The sequence below is a fragment of the Glycomyces buryatensis genome (genome assembly GCF_004912275.1).
GTDB lineage: Bacteria > Actinomycetota > Actinomycetes > Mycobacteriales > Micromonosporaceae > Glycomyces > Glycomyces buryatensis.
Genome location: NZ_STGY01000076.1, coordinates 208 through 26792, shown reverse-complemented (window position 1 = coordinate 26792; position 26585 = coordinate 208). Strand labels below are relative to the sequence as shown.

The 26585-nt window shown below is 65.3% G+C and carries 19 protein-coding genes; 8 read left to right on the top strand and 11 right to left on the bottom strand.

What is annotated here, in order from left to right:
• Window positions 1-13: 13 nt before the first annotated feature.
• The 7 genes from FAB82_RS23385 (at window position 14) to FAB82_RS23360 (ending at window position 8723) form a co-directional block, all read left to right on the top strand.
• Window positions 14-727, top strand: coding sequence for a hypothetical protein (locus tag FAB82_RS23385; RefSeq protein ID WP_136536982.1), 714 nt, complete (start codon window positions 14-16; stop codon window positions 725-727).
• A 73-nt stretch (window positions 728-800) separates the two neighbouring features.
• Window positions 801-1484 (top strand): TauD/TfdA family dioxygenase, encoded by a 684-nt coding sequence (locus FAB82_RS23380; RefSeq protein WP_136536981.1) that lies wholly within the window; start codon window positions 801-803, stop codon window positions 1482-1484.
• A 35-nt stretch (window positions 1485-1519) separates the two neighbouring features.
• On the top strand, window positions 1520-1951 hold the full coding sequence (locus tag FAB82_RS23375) for an NUDIX domain-containing protein (RefSeq protein ID WP_211116799.1): 432 nt from the start codon (window positions 1520-1522) through the stop codon (window positions 1949-1951).
• A 1018-nt stretch (window positions 1952-2969) separates the two neighbouring features.
• Window positions 2970-3146, top strand: coding sequence for a hypothetical protein (locus FAB82_RS27265; RefSeq protein ID WP_168801742.1), 177 nt, complete (start codon window positions 2970-2972; stop codon window positions 3144-3146).
• Window positions 3143-4834, top strand: a complete 1692-nt coding sequence (locus tag FAB82_RS23370; protein WP_136536979.1) for a recombinase family protein — start codon at window positions 3143-3145, stop codon at window positions 4832-4834. Before FAB82_RS27265 ends, FAB82_RS23370 begins: the two co-directional genes overlap by 4 nt.
• 636 nt (window positions 4835-5470) lie before the next feature.
• Window positions 5471-7276 carry an ATP-dependent nuclease gene (locus FAB82_RS23365; protein WP_168801741.1) on the top strand — a complete coding sequence of 602 codons (1806 nt, stop codon included), beginning with the start codon at window positions 5471-5473 and terminating at the stop codon, window positions 7274-7276.
• Window positions 7254-8723 carry a UvrD-helicase domain-containing protein gene (locus tag FAB82_RS23360; RefSeq protein WP_168801740.1) on the top strand — a complete coding sequence of 490 codons (1470 nt, stop codon included), beginning with the start codon at window positions 7254-7256 and terminating at the stop codon, window positions 8721-8723. Before FAB82_RS23365 ends, FAB82_RS23360 begins: the two co-directional genes overlap by 23 nt.
• A 526-nt stretch (window positions 8724-9249) precedes the next feature.
• Here the strand turns inward: FAB82_RS23360 and FAB82_RS23355 are convergent.
• The 11 genes from FAB82_RS23355 to FAB82_RS23305 all read right to left on the bottom strand — a co-directional run bounded on the left by FAB82_RS23355 (window position 9250) and on the right by FAB82_RS23305 (window position 24575).
• Window positions 9250-12078: a discoidin domain-containing protein gene (locus FAB82_RS23355; protein ID WP_168801739.1), complete on the bottom strand. Its 2829-nt coding sequence runs from the start codon at window positions 12076-12078 to the stop codon at window positions 9250-9252.
• A gap of 217 nt (window positions 12079-12295) precedes the next feature.
• A complete protein-coding gene (locus FAB82_RS23350; RefSeq protein ID WP_168801738.1) occupies window positions 12296-13213 on the bottom strand; it encodes a carbohydrate kinase family protein in 918 nt (305 codons plus the stop codon).
• Complete coding sequence (locus tag FAB82_RS23345; protein WP_136536974.1) at window positions 13210-14157, bottom strand: glycoside hydrolase family protein; 948 nt, start codon at window positions 14155-14157, stop codon at window positions 13210-13212. Before FAB82_RS23345 ends, FAB82_RS23350 begins: the two co-directional genes overlap by 4 nt.
• A gap of 51 nt (window positions 14158-14208) precedes the next feature.
• Window positions 14209-15111 carry a carbohydrate ABC transporter permease gene (locus FAB82_RS23340; protein WP_211116798.1) on the bottom strand — a complete coding sequence of 301 codons (903 nt, stop codon included), beginning with the start codon at window positions 15109-15111 and terminating at the stop codon, window positions 14209-14211.
• Window positions 15112-15113: 2 nt separating this feature from the next.
• A complete protein-coding gene (locus FAB82_RS23335; protein ID WP_136536972.1) occupies window positions 15114-16088 on the bottom strand; it encodes a carbohydrate ABC transporter permease in 975 nt (324 codons plus the stop codon).
• A gap of 2 nt (window positions 16089-16090) precedes the next feature.
• Window positions 16091-17371, bottom strand: coding sequence for an extracellular solute-binding protein (locus FAB82_RS23330; RefSeq protein WP_136536971.1), 1281 nt, complete (start codon window positions 17369-17371; stop codon window positions 16091-16093).
• Between the two features lie 33 nt (window positions 17372-17404).
• Window positions 17405-18427: a LacI family DNA-binding transcriptional regulator gene (locus FAB82_RS23325; protein ID WP_136536970.1), complete on the bottom strand. Its 1023-nt coding sequence runs from the start codon at window positions 18425-18427 to the stop codon at window positions 17405-17407.
• 24 nt (window positions 18428-18451) lie between these two features.
• Window positions 18452-20926 carry a glycoside hydrolase family 3 protein gene (locus FAB82_RS23320; protein WP_136536969.1) on the bottom strand — a complete coding sequence of 825 codons (2475 nt, stop codon included), beginning with the start codon at window positions 20924-20926 and terminating at the stop codon, window positions 18452-18454.
• 46 nt (window positions 20927-20972) lie between these two features.
• Complete coding sequence (locus tag FAB82_RS23315) at window positions 20973-22076, bottom strand: carbohydrate ABC transporter permease (RefSeq protein WP_211116797.1); 1104 nt, start codon at window positions 22074-22076, stop codon at window positions 20973-20975.
• The gene (locus FAB82_RS23310) at window positions 22073-23053 is read right to left on the bottom strand and encodes a carbohydrate ABC transporter permease (RefSeq protein WP_136536968.1); all 981 of its coding nucleotides are present in this window, start codon (window positions 23051-23053) and stop codon (window positions 22073-22075) included. Before FAB82_RS23310 ends, FAB82_RS23315 begins: the two co-directional genes overlap by 4 nt.
• Window positions 23054-23141: 88 nt before the next feature.
• Complete coding sequence (locus FAB82_RS23305; protein WP_136536967.1) at window positions 23142-24575, bottom strand: ABC transporter substrate-binding protein; 1434 nt, start codon at window positions 24573-24575, stop codon at window positions 23142-23144.
• Between the two features lie 278 nt (window positions 24576-24853).
• Here FAB82_RS23305 and FAB82_RS23300 point away from each other — a divergent pair, with 278 nt between their 5' ends.
• Window positions 24854-26050 carry an ROK family protein gene (locus FAB82_RS23300; protein ID WP_136536966.1) on the top strand — a complete coding sequence of 399 codons (1197 nt, stop codon included), beginning with the start codon at window positions 24854-24856 and terminating at the stop codon, window positions 26048-26050.
• Window positions 26051-26585: the final 535 nt, after the last annotated feature.

Here is a 26585-nt window from a genome sequence, read left to right as displayed (position 1 = left end):
CCTATATCTCACTATGAGATACCCGCAAGAGGTTAGCGCCCGCAACCCCGGTTTCGCCACGATGGGTTCACAGGAATTCCGGGCCGCTTCGTCGGTGTCACCGCGATCCGGCTCGGTTCACCAGGTACTCATCGAGGGGAGCGTGCCGGTGACGGCGCAGAGTCTACGAACCGCCAAGAGCGACTTCGAGATGCTCGGGCGATGGCAGAGCGAAAGCGGCAACTGGCTGTCGTTGAAGGCCCGCAGGAAAACCGGATACGCCTCAGTCTGGCTGGACTCCCACGGGCATCCAGTGAAGATCGGTCACGCGGTCCATGCGGGCGGCGTGGTTCGAGAGGTCCGGTGGGATCCTCCTCGGTCGGAACAGACGGAGGCATGGAAAGTCCAGCAGCGCAACCACATCGCCTCACTGATCGCGTCCTGGCACGCCGAGGGTGTCCAGGCTTCTGAGCCTGTGCAGTTGCCGCAGAGTGTGGTCGGGACCTTCGACTTGGACAGGTTCCGGTTTGCCGTCGAACCGACGGTCGCATCGGAGCATGCGGTGTTGAGCGTGGTGAACGCCGAGAACAGGCTTTCGCCGGTCGCGGATCTGCTTCACGAACGCGGGCGGATCTGCGGCATGGTCACACGGCCCGGCTGGAAGGGAACCCCTGAGGACCGCAAGCGGCGTTGGCGACGCGAAGTCGAGGCGATCCTCAATCGGGCCGCAGAACAGGGTCTTCTCTGACTTCACTCCCCCTTCGCGGGGCCGCCGGGTGGGAGGCGGCCCCGCTCCCCCGTCCATCTGTCAAAGGAGACCGATGCTCGCTGCTACGCACAATTTCGCTGACCTGGTCGAAGACCTCGACGTTCGCGGGTATGCGCTTATCCGTACCGCAGCCGACTTCGGCGCGTTGACCGCTGCCGCTGAGCGATTCGGAGCCCATGTCGGGTCCGCATCGATGGGCGCGCGACTCCTGGAGGCCCAGGATTCGCCCGACTGGCTCCCCCGCCACACCGAGCAACTCGACGATATCGAGCCACTCCAGTACTTCGCTCTGGGATGCCTGGAATCGGCCGTAAGCGGCGGCGCCACTTGCCTGTACGACGGTCGTTTGGCGGCCAGCGCGCTGGTCGACACTCATCCCGAATTGGTCAAGGTCCAGATCACCTACGCCACGCCCTGGCGACCAACGATCGCGACTCACCCGCTTATCGTGTTCGATCGTGATCACGGGCCGGTGTTGCGGTATCGATCGGCGCTGGAGACGAACACGGTGGACGGGCCGCTCCCGCCGGGCATAACTGAGGCACAGATGTACGGGCTGGTTGAGGCGGCGGTCTCAGTAGCGGTCGCCGTCGTTCATCGATGGCGGCCGGGTGATCTGCTGATCGTGAACAACCGGGTCATGATCCATGCCCGCCAGCCGTTCGTGGGCACGCGGCGGATGGTGCGCTACCGGTTCGACGATCCGCACTTCAAGACCGTCATAATCGGCCAATGAGACATGTCCGCCTCCCGGCGCCAGCGCTACGAGCCATGTCACCGCTGGTGCGGTTGTGGTGGAAGGTTCGCCGCCCGACGACGTTCGGCGTCAAGGCACTGCTCCGACATCCCGACTCAGATCGGTTTCTCGTCGTCCGGCACTCCTACGCCGACACTCGCCGCTGGGGCCTGCCGGGCGGCGGCTACCGTCCCGCACGAGAGACCCCGCAACAGGCCGCTGCGCGCGAGATCGCCGAGGAGTTGGGCCTCCGGATAGCCCCTGCTGATTTCAGCGTGCTGGACACGGTCACGACGACTCTTGAGGCCAAGCGAGACACGCTGACAGTCCTCGCAGCCGCGGCCCCCACAGAAAACTTGATGCTGTCCCCCGAGCTGGCTGAAGCTCGATGGGTCAGGAGTGTGGATGAGCTCGGCGATGCCTCGGTCTCGCGCTGGCTCCTCGCGGCGCTCGATCGTGCGCGTTGAAGTTCTGCCGCTCCAGCCGCTCCGGGGAGATATATTGTCTGGCTTTCAGAGCCACCGCGAATCCGGCTCTGACCTGCGTGGACCGCGGGTAACCGGGGGAGAGTCAGTTCAGGCCCCATCTAGGGAGCAGCTCGTAGGGCCCCATCTGTAGGGACCAGCCTGTAGGACGCGTAGAAACGGGATGCGGAGGCCGAGTAAATGCATCAGACGCAAGCGCACGCCACGAAAGGCACCCGCTCCCAGGGCTGCATGGTCGAACGGCGGCCGCTCGGCTCCTCTTGAGCGCCTTCGGGGAGATATATTGTCGGACTTCGACATCTCCGAAAAAGTCGTACCTACCTGCGCCGACACTCGGTGACCTGCCACGTCGTGTTCAGGCCCTATCCGGGTCCCCTTGGACGGGGCAGCCTCCGGGGCCCATCTTCCGGGATGCCTTCGTCGCGGCAGTCCGCCATGATGCCGAACCACCACACATAGAGGCTGCGGCGCTCGCCGGAAGCCCTCGCACAGGACGAATTTCCAGGAACCGACTATCCATCGGAGTCTGATTCATCGAACCCGGTTACTGTCCCGAACCTCCAGCTCATCGCGCCTTCGCCATCGGGAGCAAGCCGGTTACCCTGTCGCTCGATCGAGACGAAGTGCGTTGGTAACCGGGAGAGTAACCGCCCTCGACCAGGCATCCGATCCTTGCTCCCCTCCTCGGGGTAGCTGGTTCCGGTAGAATGTTTGTTCGACTGGATTGCATGATGCCTGGTGGGGCACCCACCTTGCCGTATCTTCAGCTGAAGCCCGCCCTCGGCCGGTCACACCGAAGGCGCCACAGCCCTCAAGTAGCAGGGCTTCGAAAGTATTCAGTCTTTTGCTGGCGCCCTGAGCCCCCTCCAATCAAGCTGAGTTCCCGCGTCCCGTTGCTTGCCAGGTTCCGTCATCTGTGTGGTCGCTCGACACCCCGCCGGAGTCCCTCTAGCATCGATTTTGATGCCCTGACCTGGGAATTTACCTGGCGGTGGGTGCGATGAACTGCCGGAATAACTCGATTCGCGTCACCGGAGAGCGGTACGACGAGATCGATACCCGCCAGCTCGCGCATCTGCTCATCAGGATGGCCCGTCGCCAGCGCGACGGTCGTAAGCCCGTCCCACGTCGAGGCGTCTACAAGATCGACGGCGACGAGAGCGAGTTCGAGGAATGACTTCCAGCAAGCGAAGCAGCGAGGGCCGCAAGATGCCCCGGGGTGGACGCGCGGTGCTGTACCTGCGGGTCTCCGACCCGAAGCAGGTCAACACTGACTACGACCCCGAGGGCAACTCCATCCCCGCCCAACGGAAGGCCTGCATGCAATTGGCCGGCGAACTCGGTCTGACGGTCGTGGAAGAGTACGTGGAGCCGGGCCGATCGGCCAAGAACATCGATCGCAGACCTCGGTTCAACGAGATGATGGAGCGCGCCCGCAAGCAACGAGATGTCGACGCGATCGTCATCTACATGCGATCGCGGATCTTCCGCAACGCCGCCGACGCCGCGCTCACCCGCAGGGAGCTGAAGCAGCTCGGGGTCTCGCTCTTGTCGGTCAAGGACCCCACCGCTGATTCGATCTCCGGCGACATGCTGGCCGGGATCTTGGACGTGGTGAACGAGTACCAGTCCCGCGCCGCTGGCGACGACATCGCCTACAAGATGGAAGCCAAAGCCCAGCGCGGCGGCACGCCAAACCGGACTCGGCTCGGATACCTGAACGTCACCGTGACCGTCGAAGGGCGACCGGTGCGGACAGTCATCCCCGATCCAGAGAGGGCCCATCTGGTTCGACTGATCTTCGAGCAGTACGCCACCGGCCAGTTCACCTTCGTGCAGCTTCGCGAGGCATCGATCCAAGCGGGGCTGCGGACACGGCCGACGAAGGCCTACCCGGCCGGGTGCGATCTGTCGATTCATGCGATCGGGAAGATCCTCAAGGACCGGTACTACCTCGGAAAGGTCCCCTACAAGGGACGCGAGTACGACGGCCGCCACGAGCCGCTCATCACGCCCGAGCTGTTCGAGCAGGTTCAGCAGGTGCTCTACCGACAGCGCAATGCCGGAACTCGGGATCGCAAATGGCAGCACTACCTCAAGGGCACCGTGCGGTGCGCCCGATGCAAACGGCTCCTAACGCTGGAGCGCGCGAAGTCCAAGACCGGGCGGTTCTACTTCTACTACCTGTGCCTGGGACGTGCCGACGGCGAATGCGACCTCCCGCGCATGACAGTTCCCGCCGTTGAAGAGCACGTCCAGAACCACTGGGCGACCTTGGCCATCGGCCAGACCACGGCCGATCGGATCAAGGCCGAACTCGCCAGCGCGCTCGAATCCGAGGGAGCCGTCAGTGCGACCCTGCGTCGCGAACTCGAGCGGGAGCTGCGAAAGATCGAGCTTGCGGAGGATCAGTGCGTCGAGCTCATCGGGAATCCCGACTGGCCCGCCGACAAACTCACGGAGAAGATCAGGCTGCTCAGGATCCAGCGGGAGACCATCGCTGCCAAACTCACGGATGCCCGCTCCGGCCAGCTTGAGGAGGCGCAGTCGACCGTTGACCTGATCCTGCAGCTACTCACCGACCCGAAGCGGGTCTATGGCGAAGCTTCTAACGACGAGCGGCGAACCCTCAACCAGATCTGCTTCGGGAAGCTGTTCCTCGATCGCGGAGAGTTTGGGCCGACCGTCATCGACACCCATCACGGCGAAACAGCCGGGCCGGTCATTCGGTTCACTTGCGATTGGAGAAACACCAATGGCGCTACCCGAACGGGTAACGCCATTGAAAACGATGTTCAAAAACATCCGGGTTCAGATAAGAACCTCTACGTGCGCGAGGGGGGACTTGAACCCCCACGTCCATAATAGGACACTAGCACCTCAAGCCAAAAAGAAGGTACCATACGCCCTATTCTCACTATATCACTGCAGCTAGATGCCCACAAGCAATAGTCAATATTCGTCAATACTGGGCGTTGCAGAGCTTCCTTTTCCCAACCCAATGGCGGCTTTTTTGGCTGCCCAACCCGCCCGGAACCATCGACATCCCGCCGCGAACCTCTGACTCCGCAGACAAGACACGCCGCGACGAAGGGTGAGCATCCCGCTTCAAGGCCCAGCGCCGCACTAGCGTGAGGGTGCGCACACCCTGACATTACTTGACAGCCACGATCGCGACTGTAACAGCTTTCGACCTACTGTGAGCAGGAGGACTGTGACCCCTACTTCTCGATCTCGCGATAATCACAGCCACGTTCCCTAACATCTGCCCCTCCAGAGAACTTGTGTTTCAGACTGCAAGAGACGGTCACCGTTCCTTTCTAGCTCAATTGCGCGAAACCCTAGCTATTGCAATGAAATGGAGAGTCGCCGTCTGATCTGTTCTAAATCGGGAGGAGATCAGCAAGCGCGATTGGGATCGCGCGTCCCTCCGTACTTCCGCTCGGCCTACAGTTGTGTCTCAGTCGGGGCATGAACGGTTTTGCAAGGAGGCAGTCGATCGTGAAGGTGCGCTATCTCGAAATTGCCAATTTCAGGGGAATTCGCCATATCAAGTGGCATATTCTAGCCGACTTCATCGCGCTAATCGGACCCGGTGACTCAACCAAGACCACGCTGCTTGACGCCCTGGGTCTCGTGCTCTGCCCGACCTACCGGTCCCAGTTCACCGACGCCGACTTTACCGATTGCAACCTGGACATGCCTATCCGCATCGAGGCGGCCGTGACCGAGCTGCCAGACTCGATCGTGACCGAAAACCAGTTCGGACACGACCGGTCCGGCATCTCTCCCGATGGCAGGCTCGAGCACGACTCGGTGCCGGGGACCGAAGAATGTCTGCTCATTCGATTGGAAGTCGACCACACGCTCGAACCGGTCTGGAGGGTGGTACGACCAGATGCCCCGGACGAGGGCCGGCCGATCAGCGCTGCTCAGCGCCAGAAACTCGGGTTCTCCCGCATCGGCGACTACACCGATCAGCACCTGAAATGGTCGAGGTCTTCGGCTCTGACTCGGTTGACTGAGCAACGCTCTGAGATGGCCGCGGTCGGACTGGCCGCCCAGCGCCGTGCGCGCGAGGCCATTTTCGAGAGCCTCGGTGGCGCCGACCTTCTCCAGGAAGCAGCCGATGAGGCTGCGAACCGGGCACGGCGCCTCGGAAGCGCGCCGTTCACGCGTCTTCGACCGGGTCTCGAGCCTCCAAGCACCTCACTGGCCCAACCGCTGCTGCTGCACAATGAATCGGTCCCCCTGACCTCCTATGGTCTCGGCACCCGACGCCTGACCAGTATCGCGATCCACGACCCTGGTGCCAGCTCTGCAGAACCACAGATCCTCGCAATCGACGAGATTGAACACGGGCTCGAACCGCACCGTCTCGCCGCGCTGCTCACGACCCTGAAATCCCGCGCTGCTGACGGCCACGCGCAAATCTTCCTGACCACGCACTCCCCCATCACGATCGAGAACTTGCAGCCACCCGATGCGCACGTTGTCCGGTCGACCGCTGGCATCACCACCGTCACACGCGTTTCGGAGTCGCTCGGCATCGACTACGGCGGAATCAGAAAGTGCCCCTCAGCCCTCCTGTCTCGCCGTGTACTTGTCGGGGAGGGGTCAACCGAGTTCGGCTTCCTCCGGGAACTGCTCAACCGCACTGACAGCTTTTACGGAGCGGCCGGCAAAGCCGGTAGCGCGGCACTCGGCATCGCCGTAGTTGACGGGGGCGGTGGAACAAGCGCCGCCCAGAAGGCTGCGATCTTCGCCGGACTCGGCTACACCACGGCGCTGCTGATCGACAACGACGACTCGAATGCAGACGCTCAGGTCGAGGCCGCGATTGCCGCGGGGGTGACAGTCATCCGCTGGGAACCGGGGCGGGCGATCGAAGACGCATTGATCGATGATCTTGACGCTCACGGTTTGAAGGACCTCATCGCACTCGCCGCCGAGCTCAAGAGCGAGAGCGCGGTTCGAGACCCGATCCAGGCGAAGCTCGCCAAGCCGTGTGGGCAGCTAGAAGGACTCGATCCCACAGCGTGGATCAGTCAGACCGGCAAGGCTGCTGGAGAGATCCTGTCGGCTGTTCAAGCCGCGTCCTGCGGCAGGAACGTCAACACCGGTGAGCAGGCATCCTCCAAAGGCTGGTTCAAATCCATCGATGCAGGGAAGGCGCTGGGCGGTTTTGTCTGGGACAGACGAGATGCGCTCCGAGGGACGGCGTTCATGCAACGGATGCAGCAGCTCATCGCGTTCGCCTACGCACCGGCTTCGGCCCCCGAGAATGACGATCACCATGAATCTTGACCCGGAGCTCGTCCTCCACGAATCGGTGCAGACCATCCTCGGGAACCTGCCATGCTCGGTGGCTCTGCCAGCCGGATGCGGCAAGACCGAGGTCATCGCCGGAGTCGCCAAAGCCGTTGCCGGTCGCGGTGGCAGCACCTTGATTCTGACCCACACCAACACAGGGGTAGACGCGATCCGACGCCGTCTCAAGCGATTCGGTGTCGCAACCAGCAGCGTCAACGTCACCACCATCGACTCGTGGTCGCTGCGACTGATCCGATCACACCCCCAACTCGCCGACATCAACGTCCCTGAAGCACCGGATTGGGGGCGGGCCGGTGCCTACCACCAGGCCGCAGCCCGGGCAGTCGGCACGCCTCCTATTGAACGGATGCTGAAGGCGAGCTATCAGCTCATCCTGGTCGATGAATACCAGGACTGCATGATCGACCAGCACGAGCTCGTCCACGCCCTCAGCGAAGTCATCGACACCGCAGTCCTGGGCGATCCGCTGCAGTGCCTCCTCGACTTCGGCCAGCAGACCCCTGTCCAATGGCCGAGAGACGTCCTACCGGTCTTCCCTGAGGTCGCGGTCGCTCAGCATCCTTGGCGTTGGGCCACGACGAACCCTGAACTCGGCGAGTGGCTTCTCCGAATCCGGGCACCGTTGGAAAACGGCGAACCGATCGACCTGGACACGGCACCGATCCGTTGGCTCTGGTCGGGCGACCACCAAGGCATCACCCGTGCTTGCCGGGATGCAGACCAGAGAACCGTGGCTGCCCTGGGGCACTTCCGGCAAGACTGCATCGGCCGAGCAAAGTTGCTCGGCGGGTCATACTTCTTGCTCGAAGCTCTGGATGAACAGCGGATCATGAAGTTCTGCACTGTAGTGGACACCGGCGAAAGTGGCAGGATCACCGCGGCGACCGTCGAATTCGCAGCAGGCTGCGCCACCCATGTTTCCAAGCATGTTGACCGCAAAGTTCGGGACCGCTTGCACCGAGGTGGCACATGGAGGCCCCGCACTCCCGAACTCAAGAGCGCTGCTGAGTCCCTGGACCGACTTGCGGCGCACCCCTCTCCAGCCAACGTACGGGACGCATTGCAACAGCTGGTCTCAATGGACACGGAAACCGCAGTGTACGGCCAGGAAGCCTTCACCGACGTCTGTAAGGCACTCGGGTTCGCACACGATCAAGGCCTCACCACAGCCCAGGCACTCTCACGAATCCGTGACCAGCGCCGCCGAAGCGGCCGCCACATCAGGAAGCGGGTAATCGGAAGACCGCTGCTGGTAAAGGGACTCGAATACGAGCACGCGATTCTTTTGGACGCCGATAGATACAAGACCAACCATCTGTACGTGGCACTGACGCGGGGGTCACGAGCACTCACGATCGCGAGCGGGACCCGAAAGCTCAACCTCCAAGAACCGGGCTTATACCGCACCAAGCACACCTGAGCAGCGTCGGGTGTTCTCGGATCCCTCAGGGAACGAAGGTCGAATCACATGGAAATCTTGAAACCGCAGCCGACCACGAAGGGCTAGCGGGGCCGTTCACGGGCGGCGTCTGAATGACATGATCTGCGCGACTGGATCTACCGCGGGCCGCGCCGGGGGCACCTACATCAGACGGGTTTGCGAAGGTGGGCCGTGACCTGCTCCCCCACATCCGGCTGGAGCGGGACTCGGCGACGATGAAGCCGGGCTCCCGGGCGAGGGCCGCGCCCCGCAGGTCGTAGGCCGATTCGGCAAGGTGCGAAAAGGCGTCCACGGCCGCCCTCGCCTGCCGACGCCCGGTCCAGAACAATCCCGCCGCGACGAGCAGCGCCGGCCACCACCACAGAGACGGGACCAGACACAGCACGCCTCACCCGGGGGGCCGAACCCGAGCGTCCCGTGCGGACGATGCCGACTTCATGGTCGGGATCGCCCGCACGGCGCTCATTGCGATCGAGGCCGGTCCGCTTTCACCGGCGTCGATTCGTTAGTTGTAGACGTTGAACTCGGCAACCGACCACCAGCTGCCCGCGCTGCCGGTATTGACGACCTTGATATAGCGGGCCGCCTGGGTCGGGAAGGACGTCAGTTGCACCGCCTGCTCCCCGTCCCCGGTCAAGGTGGAGACCTTGGTCCAGTCTGTCCCGTTCGCAGACACGAACACGTCAGCACTTCGCGTATAGTCGCCGACACTGCCGCCGGCATCCAACACGAGCTTGTTGAACGTCTGCGCCTGTCCCATGTCCACCTGCATCCACATGCCGTTGTACTGCCCGGTTCCAGAGCTGTACCGCGTGTCGATATCGGCGTCCAGCATGTGGTCGAGCGCATCGCTGGGCCACGGGCTCTCATCCGAAGCCGTTGCGGTCCAATCCGTCCGCGGCAGCGCGGTACCGAGACCGGTGACGGTGAACGAGGACTCGCCTGCCGGCTCACCGCTGGCGCCGTTCACAGCGACCGTGACCGCCCCAGAGGGAAGCCCGTTCGGGACGTACACGGTGATGCTCGTATCCGACCAGCTGTCGATCCTTGCGTGGTTCGATCCGAAGCACACCGAACCCAGTCCCTGTTTGTCACCGAAATCGGAGCCGCTGATCGTGACCTTGTAGCCCGGTATGCCTTCGCTCGGCGTCATGCTGCCGAAGGCCGGTGCCGGGAAGCTTGACGATTCTTTGGTGGTGAACATCGCTGAAGTCCCGCTGGGAAGCTCGTAGGTGTACGAGCCGTCGGGGGACGCCGCGAAACTCTGGCGGCTGCCGGTCCCGTTGTACACGATGGCGACCTCCGCGCCGTCCGGGCTCGTCCACTGCTGCAGCTGGAGGCCGTTCGATACCGCAGTCGGCGCTGCGATCGACCCGCTCGAGGATCCGTACACATCGATCTCACCGATCGACCACGGGAAGAAGAACTCTGCGCTCGAACCGCGCACTTCGGTATTGACGATCCGAACGTACTGCGCCGTCTGGGGCGGCAGCGTGATGGCGGTCTTTCCCATCGTTCCGTTGCCGTTCGCGATCGCACTGCCCCAGTCGACGCCGTCATCCGACACGTACACCTGGTACCTGCCGATGAGATCGAAGGACCGGTCTCCTTCGCCGTTGTCGAGAACGATTTGGCTGAAACTCGTCGAGCTCCCCAAATCGATCTGGAACCAGTCGCCGCTCTTCATCCGTTGGCCGGTGCTCCACCTGGTGCCGGTATCGCCGTCGATGGCGTTCGCGGCCTCATTGCCGTCCGAATGCTTCGAAGCGGTGACGGTCCACTGGCTGCGGTCCAGCGCCGTCCCGGCCTGGATGGAGGCTCCGACAGGGAAGGAGTACGTCAGGAAGCTGCTTCCGTTGTCGACGGTGTTCTGCAGGGGCAGCAGTTCGGGGTCGTAGGTGATGGTGGTCGGGTCGGAGGCCGGCTCGAACGTGAAGTCGTGCGTCGGGTCCACAACGTTGGTCGCCGCAGGGGTGCTGCCGTGCTGGGTGGGCCCCGACCAGGTGAAGGTGAGGGCGTTGCCGGCGCCGACGGTGTATTCGAAGTACTCGGTTCCGTCCGCAACGCTGAAGGTCTCCGTGGTGTCCCCGGAGTTGAAGACGATCAGGGCCTTCGACCCGTCCGGATTCTGGAACGCCACATTCTCGATGCTTCCGTCCCCGAAGCTGTTCGAGTAGATCCGATGGGCTCCAGGCTGGACGAACTTGCTGGCGTGGGCGAGCGCGTAGTAGTCCTCGTTGTATGAGACCAACCCATTGGTCGGATCGATGGTGACCAAGCCGCGCATCACTCCGATGCCGTTGGTGTCGCTGTTGAGGGGGCCCCGGTCGGGGTCGAGTGCGATGTTCCACAGCATCGCACCGTTGCCCCAGTTGCGCATGGTGCCGATGACCCAGGTGTCGAGCGCTTCTTCGAACCCTGCCTGCTTGTCCGCCTGCCAGACGCCTCCGGTGGCTTCGGTGAGGAACTGCTCCTTGTGCGGGTAGTCGTTGTGGGTCAGCGTCTGGTGGCTCGGTCTGCCGCTGTAGATGTGCCACCCGGTTCCGACGGCGTACTGGGAGGCGACGGGATCGTTGAAGACCGTCTCAGGGTAGGAGGGCACGTCCCAGTTGTGATCCCAGGCGAGGATCTTCGTGGAAATTCCGTTTGCCTCGAACGCCCGGCCGATCTCCTCGACCAGCCTGGTTTCCTGGTAAGCGTTCATGAACATGCCGGGCCAAGTGGGGATGCCCATGGGTTCATTCTGCGGGGAAACGTATGAGATTGGGATGCCGGCGTCACTGTATGCCTGAATGTACTTCACGAAGTAGTCGGCAAGCGTCGTGTAGTACTCGTCTTTGAGCGTTCCCCCGATCATGGAATCGGACGTCTTCATCCACCCTGGCGGACTCCACGGGTTGGCCATGATCTTGATGTCCGGGTTGAGCGTCTGAGCCTGCTGCAGTGCCGGAATGATGTACGGCACGTCATGCTCGATGGAGAAGTTGGCGAGCGTCGGGTCTGCTTCTCCTGGCGGCATGTCGTCATAGGAGTAGTTCCCGCCCACGTTGACGTCCGTGGCGCCCATCGGAGTGCGGAGCAGACTGAGGCCGATTCCCGTCGACGGATTGAAGAGTTTCCCCATCAGCTGATTCCGCTTGGAGGCGGGGAGCTGATCGATGAGCCAGGCGGAGGAGTCGGTCATCGCGGCCCCGAATCCCTCGACTCTTTGGTACTGGACGCCGTCGTCGACGTTGATCGTAAGCGGGTTCGATGTCTGCCCCGTCTGGAAGGAGATGCCCCTTTGCTTGGCGACCCATTGGTCTGCCGATACGTCCGTAAGCCAGACTTTCACACGATCGCCGTTCGATCCCGATGCGGCTTGTGCGGCGGCCTGAAAGGTGAATGCGGCGGCGAGACTCACCCCCGGTACGACAGTCAGGAGTGACCTTCTTTTGAATCTGCGCATGTTCGTCTCCTAAATTCTCGACTTCGAAAGGTTTCAAGAGTTAATGAAGTTAAATTAATGAATGCATAAGCTAATACGCAAGTTGATCTCTATGCGGATCAGCTCAGTCGAGTTCGGAACGACGCGGCGGGTTCGCCCCCGCCCGTGAGCAGGTGATCGCCGCGACTCGCGAAGCGAATTCGACCGCCTCGCGGGCCTCATCGGCGCTCAGGCGCGCCAGGCCCTGCTGGTCGAGGCGGTCATGTCGGCTCAGCCAGTCGAGCAGCGCTCCGCTCAAGGCGTCCCCGGCCCCTACCGTGTCGACGATCTCGGTCTTCGCCGTCGGCACCTCGAACCGTTCGCCGCCGCAGTGCGCCAGCGAGCCACGCCCACCGCGGGTCACCACGACCAGCTTGCAGCCCTTGTCGACCCACCGCCCGGCCAGCTCGTCGGGGTCCGCGCCGGGCCAGATCCACTCCAGGTCCTCGTCCGAGACCTTCACGATCGAGCTGAACGAGATCCACCGGTCGACGTTGTCGCGGTAGCCGTCACGGTCGCCCAGCAGCGCGGGGCGCACATTCGGGTCCACGCTGATCGTCGTCCCGGTGGCCAGCCCCTCCAGCCACCGCCCGACCACTTCCCCGCCCGGCTCCAGAGCAAGTGCCAGCGAACCGGCGTGCACCGCCTCCAAGTCCGGATCAGCCGGCAGCTCCCACCCTGACCACTGCCAGTCGGCGGTGCCCTGGACGTGAAAGGCGTAGCCGGCCGAACCGCCTAGAGCGACCGAAACGATCGCCAGGCTCGTCGGCTCCGCCGCATCGACGGCCCAACGCAGGTCTACGTTCGATTCGGTCAAGTGAGTCCGCAGTAGCTTCCCGAAGGCGTCGCTCAAGAGCCGCCCGAGGAAGGCGACGTCGGAGCCCAAGCGCCCCAACGTGACCGCGACGTTCATGGGGCTGCCGCCGGGGTGCGCGATCGGATGCCGGGCGTCGGTCTGGGCGACTTCGAGGTCGATCAGGGCTTCGCCCACGACGCCGATCACTTGCGGACCAGCCTTTCGCCGTCCCAGTGCACCGGGATCGGGTCGGTGAGCTCGCCGACGAACTCGCCGTCCTCGATGTTGCGGAAGCCGATGATGACCGTCTGGCCGTCCACGTCGTGCAGTCTCGCCGCGTAGAGGCTCTCGTGCTCGAACGGTCGGGCCTTCGCGATGTCGATGCCCGTGAGCGGGAGTTCGACGGGCACCACGTAGTTGTCGCCGGACTCTCCGAGCGCCCGGCGCGCGTCGGCGGCCTCGCGCTGGCCGCAGCAGAACAGCATCAGCCACTGGCCGTCGACCTGGTGCAGCTGGGTGACCTCGACCTGCCCGAACCCGAGCGCGTCCGGTCGGCTGAGCGGCGGGCGCACTTCCCACGTCTCCAGGTCGGCGGACACCGCGTGCCCGACGACGCCGCGTTCGCGGGCGGGCTCGGGGCCGTCGACGCGGGCGGTGTACGTCATGTGCCAGCCGTCCCCGCCTGGGTCCCGGTACACCCAAGGGTCGCGGCAGGACTCGTCGTGCCAGCCAGAGCCCTCGGTGAACTGCTCGTACCAGCGCGGGTCGGCCTCGACCTGCGGGCCCGGCAGCCGATGCCACACGGTCAGATCGTCGGACACGGCCGAGCCGATCCGCTGCACGCGACCGTCGTCACCGCGTGAGACGCCGGTGTAAAACATGCGCCACCGGCCGGAGTCCTCGCGCACAACTGAGCCGGTCCAGGTGGCCTGGTCGTCCCAAGCGGGCGCGTCGTCGAACACAAGCGCGTCCGGCAGCAGTGTCCACTTGGCGAGGTCGTCCGAGACTGCGTGGCCAATCGACGCTCGGAGGTGGCGGCGCCCCTCCTCCTGCAGCGCACGGGAGGCGCGCAAGAAGAACACGTGGTGGCGACCGTCGTCGTCGATAGCGTACCAGGAGTCCCAGACCCAGTGGTCGGCGAGCTTGAGCATCGGTTTCCTAACTAGTAAGGGTGTTCGGTTGCAGTGCAAGGGGGCTGGAGTTCAGTCCTTCATCCCGGCGCTGGCGATGGACTGAATGAAGGCGCGCTGGAAGACGAGGAAGACGATGACCATCGGCAGTGTGATCATGGTCATGTAGGCCATGACCTCGCCCCAGGCGGTGTCGAGCTGGAAGAAGTACTGCACGCCGACCATGACCGGCCGCAGCTCCTCGCTCTGCACGGTCATGAGCGGCCACAGGTAGGCGTTCCAGGTGGCCGGGGAGGTGACCACCGTCAGGATCGCGACGGTGGCGAACACGGGCTTGGAGAGCGGCACGATGATGCGCCAGTACGTGCGCAGCCATCCCGCGCCGTCGATCGCGGCGGCCTCTTCGAGTCCCTTGGGGAGGCTCTTGAAGTACTGGGCGAACAGGAAGATCGAGAAGGCGTTCACGATGAACGGGATGATCTGCACGCGGTAAGTGTTGAGCCAGCCCAACTCGAGTACCGGCGTGAGGCCGTTGAAGCCGACCCACGGCAGGTTCGCGACCAGGTACACCAAGGGCACGATGGTGGTGTCGAACGGCAGGATGAGCGTGGCGATGATGAGGCCGAACACGAGTCCGCGGCCCTTCCAGCGCATCCGGGCGAGTGCGTAGCCGCACATCGAGTTCACTACCAGACCGAACCCGGTGACCATCGCGGTCACGAACAGGGTGTTCCCGAGGAAGCGCCAGAACGGCACCCGGTCGAACACGGCGGCGTAGTTCGCCAGAGAGAGGTCGCCCGTGGGCAGGAACGCCTTGAAGGAGTTCATGTCCGCGAAGATCTGATGATCGTTCTTCAGGCTCGCGACAACCATGAACACGATCGGGAACAGGAAGAACCCGGCGAGCACCGTCATCGGAGCGTAAGTCCAAACGCGTCGTGCCTTCGAAGGCGGCTTGAATGTCGTTGAGGCCATGGTCAATCCCTGTCCCTCGTCAGATGGCGTTGTACAAGTGCCAGGGCGAGCACGATGCAGAAGAAGATCAGCGACAGCGCGGCGCCGTAGCCCATCTGCTGCTGCTGGAATCCCTTCTGGACGATCTGGAACACGATGGTGCTGGTAGAACCCACCGGACCGCCCGCGGTCATGATGTTGACCTGCACGAACAGGCTCATCGCGGCGATGGTGATCGTGATGAGCACGAACACGAACGTGGGTTTGAGCAGCGGCAGCGTCAGGTACCGGAACCGCTGCCACGGCGTGGTGCCGTCCAGGGCGCCGGCCTCGTAGATCTCCTCGGGGATGGTCTGGAGTCCGGCGAGCCAGATGATCATGTGGAATCCGACGCCCTGCCACACGCTCATGACCACGATGGCGCCCATGGCGGTCGACGGGTTCGCGAGCCAGGCCTGGCCCGCCCAGGCGCCGCCCGTGACCATCGACAGGGCCGAGTTGATCAGCCCGTCCTCCTGGTACAGGAAGCGCCACAGCAGGCTGACCACGACCATCGAGGTGATCACCGGCAGGAAGAACACGGTGCGGAAGAAGTTCCGCCCGGCCAGCTTCTGGTTCACCAGCAGTGCCAGCACCAGCCCGAGCCCGCCCTGCAGCGGCACGACCACGGCCGCGAACAGGAACGTGTTCAGCAGCGACTTGTGGAACGTCGCGTCTTCTCCGAAGGCCCGCTGGAAGTTCTCCAGACCGACGAACTCCGGCGGGGTCGGGGAGATGAGCCGCGCGTTCGTGAACGCGAGGACCAGCGACACCACGGCCGGGCCGATGACGAACAGGAGCAGGAGCGCGACCCCGGGGACCGCGAAGGCGGCCCCGGCGCGCTGCTCAGCGCGGGCGAAGCTGCGGCGGCGCGGCCGCGACGGCCCGGGCGGGGCCGCCCCCGCAGCGGCCCCTTCGGTGCTCGCCGATGCCCGGCTTGCGAGTTTCGCCGAGGCCATGGCTAGAACCCGTACCCGGAGTTCGACTCGATGTCGGCGTCGATCTCCGCGACGGCCGCGTCCAGCGCCTCCTGCACGTCGCCACCGTGGACGATGTTGCCGGCGTACTGGCTGAACACCGAGGCGATCACGGTGTACGCCGGGGTCTCGGGTCTCAGCACCGCGTAGGCCTTCGAGTAGTCGACCAGCATGCGTAGATCGCCGTCGGTGCCGTAGTGCTCGGTGAGCTCCGCGGCCGCGTCGGTGGCGGGGATCTGCCCGGTCTGGTTGCAGAACTCGGCGACGTACTCGTCCGAGAACGCGGTCTCCAGCCACGAGGTCGCGCCTGCAGTGTCCGCAGTGGAGGTGACGGCCCACTGCCAGGAGCCGCCGCCGATCTTGGGGCCGTTGCCGAAGTCCGGCGGCGGCAGGAACAGCATGTCGTCGTAGAGGTCCATGGCGGCGAGGGCGCCCCAGTTGCCGTGGAAGGCCATGGCGGCCTTGCCCTGCATGAAGTCCTCGGCGCCGACGGGTGACTCCACATTGGCGAGACCCGACGTGAACAGGCCCTGGAACCACTGGCCCCAGGCGAGGGCCTCGGGCCCGTTGAGCGCGCCTTCGGCGCTGAGGTACGTGTCGCGGTTGATGAGGTCGCCGCCGAAGCTCTGCAGGAACGGCGAGTACGCGTATGGGAACCACTCGCCGGTGTCGGCGGTCGAGAAGTCGATCGCCCACTGGTACGCGCCGTCGGCGACGACCCGCTGCAGCGCGTCGTCGAACTCCTCACGCGTCCAAGGCGATTCCATCGTCGGGACGCGGACGTCTGCCGCGTCGAGCACGGACTGCCGCGCAAAGATCGAGCAGGCGGCCTCCCAGTGCCCGACCGCGTACAGCTCGCCCTGGAACTTCCCGAGCACCGTGGGCAGGAACTTGTCCGTGAGCTCAGTGGAGAGGTCCAGGGGCTGGAGGTGCCCGGCCCAGGCCCAGTTCGGGACGTTCGGTCCATCCACAGTGAGCAGGTCAGGTAGGTCGCCGGAGAGCGCCGCGGCGTTCACGGTGTCGTTGTAGACCTCCTGCGGAAACGGTTCGAACGAGGCCTTGTAGGTGTCCTGGGAGCCGTTGAAGTCCTTGATGATCGCCTCGGTGACCTCGACCTCCGCGGGGCTGCCGGCGGCCTGGCTCCAAAGGGCGAGCTCGCCGTCGGCGGAGCCGCCGGAAGTCGTCGTGCACGCGGCCAAAGCGGGTCCGGCGAGGGCGGCGCCACCGGAGGCGGCGGCCAGTTTCATGAGATTGCGACGTTGCATGGTTTTCACTCCAATGTGATTCGGGCAATATGATTAGCGTGGCGGCGCGACGGACTCACGCTTGACCACTGGGCAGGGCATGAGGTGTTGCACCGTTGCGGCCTCGGGGTTGTCGAGGCGGCGCAACAGTTCGAGAACGGACCAGCGGCCCATCTCGTAGTGGGGCAGGGCCGCGGAGATAAGCGCGGGCTGCAGTTCTGGTGCGATGAGCTCCTGATCGTCGTAGGACACGACCGACAGGGCCTCGGGGATTCGGAGTCCCAATTGGGCGGCGGCGCGGTAGACGCCCATCGCCACCCTGTCGTTGAAGCAGAAGACGGCGGTGGGCCGGTCGGGGCGGTCGAGCAGGCGCAGCGCGGCCGCGTGGGCGGGCCGCGTCGTCGCCTGGTCGATCTCGACGAGCAGATCGTCGGAGTGGAGGCCGTTGGCTTCAACCCGCTCCCGCCACGTCGCGAGCCGGATCGCACGGGCCTCCACATCCTCTGTGGTCGTGATGTGCCCGATCCGGGTGTGCCCGGCGCCGGTGAGTTCGGCGAGCAACCCGAGGGTGCCGCCGCGCTCGTCGGGCACGACCGAGGAGGCCGAACCGTCCGGCGTCCGCGCGTTGAGCAGGACGCAAGGGGTCGTCGCGATCGCCTTGGGCGCCTTCACGACCTGGTGGTACATGGTGGCCAGGAGGATGCCTTCGATCTGGCGCTCCTGGAGGGCGGCGACGGCCTCGCCGGTCTCGGCCGCCTCGCCGGAGGTGTCGACTATGAGCAGCATGAACCCGGCCTCGCGAGCCGCGTCGTGCGCTCCCCGGATCATTTGGCCGGAGAATGGGGTGGTGGCGACGTCGTCGCCCACGAACCCGAGCGTATGGGTGCGGCGAGTACGCAGGCCCGAAGCGACCCGGTTGGGCCGGTAGCCCAGGTCGGCGGCGGCGGCCCGCACCCGCTCGCGGGTCCCAGCGCCGATGCGGGTGCCGCCGGTGTCGTTGAGCGCCATCGAAGCGGTAGCAGTCGAGACGTCGGCGGCCTTGGCCACATCGGCCAGCCGGGGCGGTTTAGTCTTCATCGACTTCTCCGATCCAGTCAATTCCTATGCGCGCTTGATGTGGCCGTTCAGACGGAGGTCGGCCACGCTCCGGCCTGCCTTCACCGTCCAGGTTCCTGCGACGGTGCGCCAGGCGTGGTCCTGCTCGTTCCAGTACTGGAACGAGCGCTCATCGAGCGGGACGACCACTTCCACGGTCTCGCCGGGTTCCGCCGCGATCGCTTGGAAGCCCGCCAGGCGGTGCCGCTCGATGCCGCCTTCGATGTCCACGCCTGCTTCCGGGGCCAGGTAGACCTGCACCACTTCGCGGCCGGCGAGCCGGCCGCTGTTGCGGACCCGGATCTTGACCTGGTCGTCCTCGACCGTGAGGCACTCGTACTCCCAGTCGGCGTATGACAGGCCGTGGCCGAACCAGAAGGCCGGCTCGGTGTCGTGGCGTTCCCAGGCCCGGTAGCCGATGAAGACGCCCTCGTCGTAGTGGAGTTCGCCCGCGTCGGTCGGGACGACCTGGACCACCGGCGCGTCCTCGAGCTTCTTGGGCCAGGTGGTCGTCAGGCGGCCGCCGGGCTCGGCGCCGAGGAGGACGTCGGCGAGGGCGTGCCCGCCCTCTTGGCCCGGGAACCAGGTCAGGAGGATCGCGGCCACGTCGTCGGCCCAGGGCATCTCGACCGGGGAGCCGGTGTTGACGACGACGATCGTGTTCGGGTTCGCGGCGGCGACGGCCGCGACGAGCTCGTCCTGACGGCCCGGCAGGCGCAGGTCGCACCGGTCGAAGCCCTCGGATTCGGTGAGGTCGGTGGTGGAGACGACGACGACGGCGAGCTCGGCGGAGCGGGCCGTTTCGACGGCTTCGGCGATGAGCCGGTCCTCGTCCGGGCGGGGCCCGGTGTGCATGAGGCCGAACAGGACCGAGGGCGGGAAGCCGTGGGGATACGAAAGCGGCGTGTACTGCAGACGCACGGGGATCCGCTGCCCTGCTTCAAGGTAGATCGTGAATGTCTCGACGCCGGGGCCGAACAGCGCCTCGAACGGGTCGTCGCCTGCGACGGTCCGGTCGCCGTCAAAGAGCACTTCGTCGCCGAAGACGAACGAATGGTGGCCCGCGCCCCTGATGCCGAGGACGTGCTCGCCGGTCACGTCCACGGTGAATGTGCCTTCGAGGACGGCGTGGTGGAAGTCGTCGATGTTCATGTCACCGGGCAGATAGCTCATCCACTTGACGTCGCCGTCGGCGAGTGGCTCGGCTGGGAGCTCGGTCCCGTCGTTCTTGACGGGCCTCACCGAGAGTTCGAAGCCGTGCTTGGCGGGCAAGATCTGCTCGTGCAGGTCAACGCCCTGCGCGTAGACGACGCGGTCGCCGAGGGCCCCGCGGAGCCCATCGAGCGGGGACACGACGTACGGCGGGTACACGGTGGCGGAGCCGCCGCCGAGCACGCGGGCCTCGGCCGCGGCCGGGCCGATGAGCGCGAGCCGGTGGATCGCGTCGCGGTCGAGCGGCAGGATCGCGGCCTCGCCGTCTGCGGGCGGGTCGTTCTTGGCAAGCACGAAGGACCGCTGCGCGATCTCCCGCAGCAGCGCTTCAGGGTTCTCGATCGCCTCGATGCGATCGTCGACCGCGGCGCGGACGCCTTCGAGGGCGCCGACGCGGGCGGCGAGCGTGAGCATGCGGCGCACCGCGTCGTCCACATGGGCCTCACTGGTGCGACCCTCCCGGACGGCCTCCACGAGGTCCTTGCCGTAGACCGTGAACGGCCCGGGCATGGCGAGGTCGAGTCCGGCCTCGATGTCCTCGACGGTGTGGCGGGCGGCGACCCAGTCGGAGACGTTGAAGCCGTCGAACCCGAACTCCTCGCGCAGCACCTGCATGAGCTCCTTGTGCGCGGTCATGGTGTGGCCGTTGACGGAGTTGTAGGCGGTCATGACGCCCCACGGATTCGCCGACGCGGCCACCATCTCGAAGGGCCGCAGGTACATTTCGCGCAGGGTCCGCTCGTCGATGATGTTGTCGACGGTGAGTCGGTCGGTTTCGGCGTCGTTGGCCACGTAGTGCTTCATCGTGGTGCCCACACCGCACTCTTGGACGCCGGCCACATAGGCCTGCGCGATGCGCCCGGTCAGGTACGGGTCCTCGCTGAAGGCCTCGAAGTGCCGGCCGCCGAGCGGGGAGCGGTGCAGGTTGATGGTGGGCGCGAGGAGCACGTCCACGTCCTTGCGGATGGACTCGGCCGCGAGGAGGTTCCCGATGCGGCGCACCAGGACCGGGTCCCACGAGGCGGCCTGCGCGGTCGGGCTCGGCAGCGCCAGGGACGGGTCGGTGACAGACCAGAACCGGCCGCGCACGCCGATGGGGCCGTCAGAGACGGTCATCGACCGCAGGCCCGCCGCGGGTACCGCGAGGGTCCGCCACATGTCGATCCCGGCCAGCAGGTCGGCCTTGGTCGCCAGATCCATCTTCGCCCAAGCCGCTTCGACGGCTGCGTCGTATTCGGGCCGGTCGTCCGGGATGTTCCAGTCGCTCATGCCGCGCTTCCTTTCTCTAGTCGCCTTGTCGGTGGCATCGGGTTCGTCACTTGTCGACTCCGGATATGACGATCCCCCGGACGAAGACCCGCTGCGCGGCGAAGAAGATCGTCAGCGGCAGCGCCAGCGCCAGCAGCGTCGCGGCCATGACCAGGTGCGGCTCGGTGCTGTAGAGGCCGCTGAAGTAGCTGAGGCCGACACCGATGGGGGCGAGGTCGCGGTTGCCTCCCAGGTACAGCATCGGTTCGAAGAAGTCGTTCCAGGCGTAGAAGAAGTGGAAGAGGCTGACCGCTGTCAGGGCCGGGATCGATTGCGGGACGATCACGCGCAGGAAGGTGCGGATCGGTCCGGCGCCGTCGATGCGGGCGGCCTCTTCGAGTTCTTTGGGGATCGTGAGGAAGTACTGCCGCAGCAGGAACACGTTGAATGCGTTGGCGAAGAAATGCGGCACGATCAAGGGCAGGTAGGTGCCGACCCAGCCCATTTGGAGGAACACCGCGTACTTCGGGACGAGGGTGACCGCGGGCGGCAACAAGATGGTCGCCAGCAGCAGCGCGAACAGCGCTCCTCTGAAGGGGAAGCGGAACCGGGCGAACCCGTAGGCGACGAGCGCGGATGAGACGACCGAGCCGACCATGGTTGTGAGCGCGTAGAACAGCGTCCAGCCGAACATGCGCGGGAAGTCGAGGGTGTTCCAGGCCTCGACGAAGTTGCCCCACTGGGGTGCGAAGCCGGTCACCGGTTCCAGCGAGCGCCAGCGGCCGTCCCACTCGATCGGTCCGGCATCGGGGTCGGCGGGGTCGATGAAGACGCTCGACTCGCGGCTCTTCTCGACCAGGGCGAGCTCACGGACCTCGCCGTCGGGCATCGGCACCGCGTAGACGTCGTACTCCTCGCCGTCGTATTCGAAGACCTCGGCCGCGACCGGCAGGATCGACGAGTTCGGATCGGAGACGCTGTCCTTGTCTTTGAGGGCGCTGACGACCCCGTATCCGAGCGGCATCAGGAAGAGCACGACCAGCAGGAATGCGGCGAGGGTGGTGCAGCCGGACAAGAGGATGCGCTTGCGGCGACGGCGCGTGGCCGTCTCGGTCGCGTCGCGTTCGGGGGCCGGGGAGGTCCGAGGAGACGCTTCGATCTTGAGGCTCACGGCCGCTCCGATCCGTAGTGGACCCAGTACCGGGCGGTGCCGAACAGCACCGCGGTCAGGGCCGCGACGACGATGAAGATGAACCAGGCCAGGGCGGCGCCGTAGCCCATGTTCCCGAATGCGAAGGCCTGCTGGTAGAAGTGGATGAGCAGGAAGCGGCTGGCCCCGTCGGGATGACCGCTGTCGCCGAAGAGCACCCATGGCACCACGAAGTACTGCAGGATCCCGACCGAGCCGATCACCAGGTTGAAGAACATGACCGGTGACAGCAGCGGCAGCGTGACGCTGCGCAGGCGTCGCCACCAGCCGGCGCCGTCGAGGGACGCGGCCTCGTAGAGTTCGGTGGGGATGCTCTGCAGGCCGGCGAGATTGACCAACATGGTCCCGCCGACCCCCCACAGGCCGATGAAGCTGAAGGCGAACAGCACCAGGACCGGGTTGTCGAACCAGCGCAGGCCTCCCGTGCCAGTGGCCTGGACCCCGGTCAGCTCGATGAGCCGATTGACCCAGCCGGTCTGCGGGTTGAGCACCTGCTGCCAGATGATGATGCCGGCCACCAGTGGAACCATCGACGGGGCATAGAAGAGCACGCGGAACAGGTTGGTGGCCTTGAGGTGCGCGGAGTTGAGCAACAAGGCCAGGCCGAGGGCGAAGATGAGGCTCAACGGCAGGAACAGTATTGAGAACCGGAGCGTGACCAGCAGCGATGTCCAGGTGTCGGGGTCGGACAGCGCCCGTTCCCAGTTACTGGCGCCGACGAATGCCGCCTCTTCTGGCGCGGTGAGCTGGAAGTCGAGTGTGGAGAAGACCAGGGAGGCGAGGATGGGGAGCATCGAGAACAGGACGAATCCGATGAGCCATGGGGAGATGAAGGCGTAGCCCCAGCGGGCTTCGCGTCGCTGCATGGGGCTCGCCGGCCGTTTGGGGGCGCGCCGCTCGCGGCGGGCCTCGCGTATTGCTTCGGTGAAGTCGGACATGGCGTCCCTTTCAAGGAGCCCGCAGAGGGGGCGGCACTTGCGATGACCGGTGGGCCGTCGTTCCGTGCCGCCCGCTCTGCGGTGCGGGTCACTCGGCGTCGAAGGTGGCTTGGAGGTCGGCCTGGAGTTGTTCGAGTTCGGCGTCCATGTCGAGTCCCTCCTCTTGGGAGAACCTGGCACCGTATTCGTCGAGCACGGTCGTGGCTTCGAGGGCGTTGGGCAGGTAGCCCTCATGCGACGGCTCGTCGGCATAGGCGATGCCGTCGAGGACCACGTCCCAGTTGATGTCCTGATCGGGGAAGGCCTCGGTGCCGATGCGGTCGAAGTAGCCGTCCTGGAGGCTGAGTCGGGCCGGCGTGCCGCCGTAGGTCTGCGTCAGCTTCTCTGAGGCGTCCCCGAGGAGATAGGTGAGCACTTCGAACGCTTCATCGGGATGTTCGCTGTCCTTGGTGATCCCGAAGGTGTCGGCGTGGATCTTGGCGGTCGTCTGGTCGCCGTATGCGGGGACTGCGGCGGTGTCCCAGTTGCCTTCGAAACCGGTCATGCAGCAGGTGGCGTACCACAGGTGGCTGTAGCCCATGCCGAGGTTGCCCGACTCGAACCAGGAGCCGGCGCCCATGAGGTCCGAGTCGCCGTATGGGCCGTTGGGCATGAAGTGCTCGGTCCACATGCCGTCGTAGTACCACTGCAGTGCCTCACTCCAGTGCTCCGGGATCTGGGCGTTGCCCGCGTCGTCCACGAGTGAGCCTGCACCGAAGAGGGTCGCCTGGGATCGGATGTCGGCGAAGATGTTGCCGAATCCGAACTGGACGATGTTGTCCGGATCGAACGAGGGGTCGGTGGCGTCGTTGCCCTCGGCGTCCACGGTCAACTGCATCGCCAGGTCGGTCATCGTGTCGATGTTCCAAGGCAGTTCATTGCCTTCGCTGTCGATGTAGGGCGCGCCGTATTCCTGGGGCGGGTAGGGCAGGCCGGCCTCGTCGAACAGATCGAGGTTGACGTAGAGGAACGAGGGGTAGACGGCGAACGGCAGACCGATCTGACCCTCGCCTTCGAGATGGTAGAAGTCGACCAGGGCCGGGTCGAAGTCGCTGAGGTCGTAGTTGTTCTTCTCGATGTAGGGAGCCAGGTCGAGCCAGGCGCCGGGGAACTTCGCCTGGGCCTTGATGCCCATGGGACCGACGATGTCGGGGGCGTCGCCCGTGGCGATCTGGGTGTTGAGGATGTCGGGTGCCGCGCCGGCGTCGACGATGTCGAGCACGAGCTCGATCTCGTCCTGGCTGGCGTTGAACTCCTCGACGATCTGCTCTTGGGCGGGAATGGCGGGAGCATCCGAGCCGACGCCCACACCGACGAACCAGCGGATCTCGACGCGATCGGAAGCTGTCGAGCCGCCGGAGAGGCAGGCGGATGCGAGCACGGCGGTAGCGCCGCCGATGGCGATCGCGCGGCTGGCCGAAAGCCAGCGGGTGGTCGTGGAGCGGCGATCGCCGCTGGAGGCGGCGAGAAGTCTGGTTCTCATAGGATGCTCCTAGGATCGGAGCGCCGAGGGCGTCGGCGACTGGATGAGGCGTTTGCGGAGGTCTGCCTGGTGATGGACAAGATGTGTGGTGCGATCGCCGCAGTGCCGGCTGCGGCGATCCTGGCCTCCCGGTGCGCCGAGGAGGGCTTGGCGGTACGCTCAAGAGGTCGTACATTACTTACGTGTAAGACTTAGATTAAGATATTAATCACCTGCGGTCAATCCCCTCGCCATAACGGCATGGTCGCAGGGACGTAACGAAACGGACTCGGAGAACAATGAACCCCCCGGCGCAGAAGAGCACGCGAGACCTCAAACTCGCCAATCGGACACGGGTGCTGCGAACGCTGTACTTCGACGGCCCGTTCACCCGCCGCGACCTGGTGCCCGCGACCGGGCTGAGCACCGCCTCGATCAGCAACGTCACCTCCGAGCTGCTCACCGAAGGCGTCCTGCGCGAGGCGGGCAAGCTCGAATCCGACGGGGGCCGACCGCACATCCTCCTTGAGGTCGACCCCGGCCACGCCCATGTGATCGGCATCGATGTCGGCGAAACCCACGTCAGGGTGGAGTTGCTCGACCTCAAACTGGAGGTGCAAGCCGGCTCCCTGCACTCGCTCGCCCCGGGCCGACACGACCCCGACACGGTCATCGAACACATCGTCAGCGGAGTCCGCACGGTGATGGCCGAATCGAACGGGACGCCGATCCTCGGCGCCGGCGTGGCCATGCCCGGGAACGTCGAGTACGGCCCGGACGCGGTCATCCACGCCGAGGCCTTCGGCTGGAACGAGGTCCCACTCGGCCGCATTCTCTCCGAGCAACTGGCGCCGCTCCCAGTCCGGGTGGACAACGGCGCCATGACGAAGGGCCAGGCGGAACTGTGGTTCGGCGCCGGACGTGGCGTCCGTGACGCCGTGATCGCGCTGGTCGGCTTCGGGGTCGGCGCGTGCATCGTCGTCGACGGAAAGCTCTACCGCGGAGCGGCCAGCAGCGCAGGGGAATGGGGCCACACCTGCGTTCAAGTGGGCGGACGGCGGTGCCGGTGCGGCAGCCGCGGCTGCCTGGAGGCCTACACCGGCGCCGAGGACGTGCTGGACCGTTTCCTCACCGCCGGAGGCGCGGTCGATCTCGCCTCGGGCGGCGAGGAGGCAGCCCTGGAGAAGCTGCTGGACGATCCGTCGGAAACGGCTCGCCGCGTGGTCGATGAGACAGTCGAGTACCTGGGCGCCGGCTTCGCCGACCTGATCAACCTGTTCAACCCCGAGCTGATCGTCGTCAGCGGCTGGGCCGGACTGATGCTGGCGCAGCGGCGGATGGACGACATCGTCGCGGCGGCACGCTCCTATTCGTTGAGTCAGCCGTTCCAGCGGGCCAGATTCGTTCCCGGATCGCTCGGGCCGGACACGGTCGCCAAGGGAGCCGCGACTCTTGTGATCGAGCAATTCCTCAGTGCCGAGCGGTTGACACCGTGACAACGGAGGACATGCGCCTCTCGCGGGGGCTCAATTGGGTGTGCGTACTTCACCCCGCCGCCAGAGTTGGGGGGTTAACGCTGAGTAAGCCCGAGGCGCGGTGTCAGGATCGCTCCCGGTCCGTTTCCCCAGGCTTCTCGCCGAACCCGCCGTGCGCCTTACAACGCGACGGGCTCTCCACGATTTCTGTCGTCAGGCGTTCTCGGTCGGCAAATAGGTGTTCGGGATCTGCAAGCCCCGGTAGCGGTACCGGGTGACTCGGATCGTCGAGGCGATCGACACGAGTTCGACCCCGTCCGCCGTGATGGGCCGCCACCGCCCCTGCGGGGTGGTGAACCGGCGGCGGAACGTCCTTCCAGCGCCGGTGATGTCGCACCATGAGCATGCGGATCACCCGCCGCCACGCGACCAGCATGCTGAACACGTTCTTCGCGAAGGCGTGCTGGAAGTACGCTCCCCACCGTGCATGATCATGCCGAGTCCTTTCAGCACGAAAGCGAGGTCTTGCTGTGACGTCCGGTGGGTCAGTGCACGG